The sequence below is a fragment of the Candidatus Poribacteria bacterium genome (genome assembly GCA_021162805.1).
Taxonomy (GTDB): domain Bacteria; phylum Poribacteria; class WGA-4E; order B28-G17; family B28-G17; genus JAGGXZ01.
Genome location: JAGGXZ010000132.1, coordinates 1 through 4,021, shown reverse-complemented (window position 1 = coordinate 4,021; position 4,021 = coordinate 1). Strand labels below are relative to the sequence as shown.

At 55.8% G+C, this 4,021-nt stretch carries 3 protein-coding genes; all 3 read right to left on the bottom strand.

Annotation, left to right across the window (positions count from 1 at the left end; genetic code table 11):
* Nucleotides 1-141 precede the first annotated feature (141 nt).
* Nucleotides 142-2,007: a S8 family serine peptidase gene (locus tag J7M22_10035; protein MCD6506948.1), complete on the bottom strand. Its 1,866-nt coding sequence runs from the start codon at nt 2,005-2,007 to the stop codon at nt 142-144.
* A gap of 385 nt (nt 2,008-2,392) precedes the next feature.
* On the bottom strand, nt 2,393-3,661 hold the full coding sequence (locus J7M22_10030) for an apolipoprotein N-acyltransferase (protein ID MCD6506947.1): 1,269 nt from the start codon (nt 3,659-3,661) through the stop codon (nt 2,393-2,395).
* A partial coding sequence (locus J7M22_10025; GenBank protein ID MCD6506946.1) for an integrase core domain-containing protein occupies nt 3,615-4,021 on the bottom strand: 407 nt, incomplete at its 5' end. The genes J7M22_10030 and J7M22_10025, both read right to left, overlap by 47 nt.

The following is a 4,021-nucleotide window of genomic DNA, read 5'->3' as shown; positions in this document are numbered from 1 at the left end:
GGAGGGCCCCACAACGGGCACGGGGAAAAAGGGGGGGGGGGGGGGGCGAACAACAGCTCCTCATCACCTATCTCCGACGGCTCCAGATCCTTCAGTATCATGACCTTAATCAGTATCCTTTTAATCTCCCTCTTTATTTTGTCATCGCTCCACACCGTTTTCACCTTCACACATCAGCCTCACGATTTTATCCCCCAACTCAGGGTCTCCCATACGAAGCGCGGGTATCTGAAGCGAGCTTCCGATCATTAAGATGCGTTCATCCAGCTCCTGGTCAGAGGTGATATTCATATCGTTCATGACCAAAGCGACTATCTCCCCTCTGCCGAATGATCGGATGAAATCCAGGCAGCAGCCGAGGAACTCTATCGGATCCTCCGGCTCGAACTGGAGGACGTAGTAATCGGGTTTAAGGCTGAGCGATACGGCTATTGAGCCCATAACGCCTATGTCGTCCACCTCCACGGGGATCAGATGTACCTGAGAGCCTATCAGGATAAGGTCAGGGTTTATCTCCTTGAACACCTTTGAAACACCCGCCTGCAGGTAATGCATCTGCTCGCCGGGAGGGATCTTCATCGAGGTATGGACGTCCATCGGGAAGCAGATCTCGAAATTGAAGAGCTCTGACCTGTTGTCCGTTCCCAGGCAGGCCACCTTGCATCTCTCCCTCAGCAGTTTCTCCCGCAGCAGCAACTGCAGCTCGAAGGCACGATGTTCGGCCCTTGTTCCGAAGATCGCCATCATCGGGACGGTTATCCTGCTCAGCGGCAGGACGCATCGGAGATCTATGGGCTCGCCCAGACAGTTGATCGAAGGACAGTTCAAGCTCAGCCTTCTCCGCCTCGCCATATCGAATAGATCGGCGTAGGAATCGGGATTCAGGATCTGGATCGAATACACGTTCACGTCCAGATCGATCGCCCTTGTGATGATCGCTCTTGTTGCGTCCATGCCGAAGATCATATTCATCCGGCTCAGATCGCCCACGATCAGGGTATCGGCTTTAGAACAGGCCTTTTTAAGGTCATGCACCACCCTGAAACCGGCGGGCTTTAGCCCAAGCGGCTCACCCGCATCCTTTCCCATCAGCTCGCAATCCAAGGTATCCGCCGTCCCCACGAGGGAGAAGGAGAGCTGAGATCTGTATCTGACGAGGAGCCTCATTTCATCGGTATAGGGATAGAGGGATGCTTTGCGGATCTGAACACGGCTCGGTCGGTTCTCCGGCAGGGCGGGCGGCGCAGGAGGAGGGTTTATCGGGAGATGAACCGGATGAGATCTCAACCCCTCGATCTCACCCGAGGCGTTGGAGATAAGCGTTTTGATCACCTCATCCCGATCTTTGCTTCCCAGCGCCTCCATCATCAGGGCGGTTATCGCGGTTATGTGTGGCGCAGCATAGCTGGGACCTCTGTTGAGCGTGAAACCACCACCCTTATCCGCCAATCGCTGCAGATCCCCCCTGGCTCCCAGATACCACCGATCGCCGTCGCGGATGTAGAGATACTCATATCTGCCACAAGCCTTTATCGGCACGACGCCTATCACCCCCTCCAGATCGGCCGGATAGGCGACCGGGACGGTAGGGTCTCTGGCCGCTATCAGCATCATGCCGCTTTCAAGCGCCTCCTCACATATCGGTTGGAAGGTATCCCTGCTCTCCTCATGCGGGGATTGCATGCTGAGGTTGATGATGTCCACCTTCTGTTCTATCAGCCACCGTATCGCTTCTACAACTCGCCTCTCCTCGCACAGCAATTTTTCTTCGAAGACCTTGACCACGTAGAGCTCTGAGTGAGGGGCGAGCTTCGAGATTATGTAGGCACATCCCGTGCCGTGACCGTGTTGATCCTCGAAATCATCCGATAGATACAGCCTCCTTTGGGAATCGAGTTTAATCGATATGCCGGCTTTGATGTTGTGGATAGCGGGATGGTCTCGGTCCACCCCGCTGTCTATCAGCCCTATCTTGACACCCCTGCCCGTGTATTTGGACAGATCCATGTTTTTTCACCCTCAGATGGTCTCACTAATCTATACGTTTGAGGGTGGGATTTTTCTCACGTGATGATGGTCGGAAGGCCTCACCGAGCCGTGGATCATCCGGGCGGGAAATCGGTTCATACAGCATATTGATTCGAAGCTTCGGAGCGCTATCGGATGCAATCGGTGTTACGTTTCCGGATAGGCTGCCGAAGTATCGTTTTCAACCTATTCGGTGCCGTTCTCCTTGGATCGCTCAAATAGATCTCGTGGTGTTTCCCGTTGAATCGATAGCCATGCTCTCTAATGTAATCATGATGTGCAGGATTTGCGCCGCGAAGCGCAGCGGAGCGGCGTCAGATGCAAGTGCCGGTTAGCCCGCATACCGGCCTTGAGATAAAGCATGTCATTGGCCTTCTCGGCCAGGTATGTCGTGCTGTCGTCCAAGCGGTGTGTCTTGCTTGCGCTTTGCTCTCGCCCTTGTCAGGGGGGCGTAAAGAATGAAGAATGCCATCCCGACCAGGGCAATCCAGCCTGTCCAGTCGCCAAGGCGAACGGCGAGCGTATCCCCCGTTCCCAGGGATACATCGGCAACTACAACCTGACCGGTCTTGTCACCGCCTGGCGTGATTGCGGCCGCGATGATTCGCCCGTATGGATCAATGACCACCGAATCGTTTCCGCTGCTATCAGACTTGACCATGGCGACGCGGTTCTCAATGGCGCGAAAGACCAGATGCGGGTAGTGCTTTGTGGCGATCCCAGGCCAGTCATGTGAGGGAACCAGGATCAACTGTGCACCATTACGAGTGACCTTGCGGGCTGTATCGGTAAAATCGAGGTCGTAACAGATGATCGTGCCAATTCTACCCAGAGGCGTGTCGTACACCGGATATGTCCCGCGTGTTGGACTGCTCTCCCCGGCAAAGCTGACAGGGTGATCTTTACCATAGACGCCCAGAAACCGCCCATCAGGCGCCAGCAGGGTGGTTTCGTTGCGCCAGATCCTGTCTGTCACCTTGACAAAGTAGCCCAGAGCCAGATGCGCATTGGTTTCAGCGGCCAGCTGGCGGAATTCGGCGGTGTTTGTGACCTGGGGATCGCCTTCAATTGCCTTCTCCGGCCAGACAATGACCCGTGCCCCCTGTCGGGCCGCCTGACGGGTGAGTTCAACGAATTTGTCCACCGAATGCCAGGGAGACTCCCCGGCATCGTAGTGCAGCGCGGCGACTCGAACCATCGGAGTGGCCGGCGTGTGGAAGAGAACCAGGCTGATACCGGTCCACGCCATCAGCGCGGCGAGCAGGCCCAGGCCCCAGTTGCGCACCGACCGACCGGCGAGGGGCCGAACATCTGGGTCCAGTTTCCAGCGCTTGTCGAAGAGGTATAACGCACCCAGCCCCAACCCATAGTTGACAAACATGATGAGCAGGCCGAGGCCGAAGATGCCAAAGATGCTGACCGGCTGGATCAACCACGGCTGACCATGGAGCGTATTGGCGACGAAAGCCCACGTGCCCATGATGGGAATGAAACCGCGAATCATCTCGATCCCCACCCAGGTGAGCGCACCATGCCAGACAAACCAGCGGTAGCCGGTGCGCTCGTGGAAAGCGCGCGTACCGCGATCAGCGAAAAAGACGACGACGCCGATAATCAGCGGAAGCCAGGTCATGTAGATACCACTGCCGGCGAAGATGGGCGTGAGGTAGCCGCCTAACCAGCCGCCGATGGTGATGGCCGAAGCCAGACTGGAAACTCTGCGTGGCATGACCCGGAATTGGGCAACCAGCATCGGCACGAAACCAACCCAGATGAACGGCCAAAAACCATAGGGCGGGAAGGATAGAGTCAGTAGGATTGCAACTTTGCTCGAATTCCAAAGGAGTCAGATACCCTAAGGCGGAGTGAACTCTCTTCTTCATGTAGACCTCTTCTAGAAAGTAGCCTATCCTCTCCCTTGCTTCCTGTATATCCTCATACTCGTTCAGGTATACCTCTTCTTCTTTCAGAGTCCTTATCAGCCTCTCAGCGT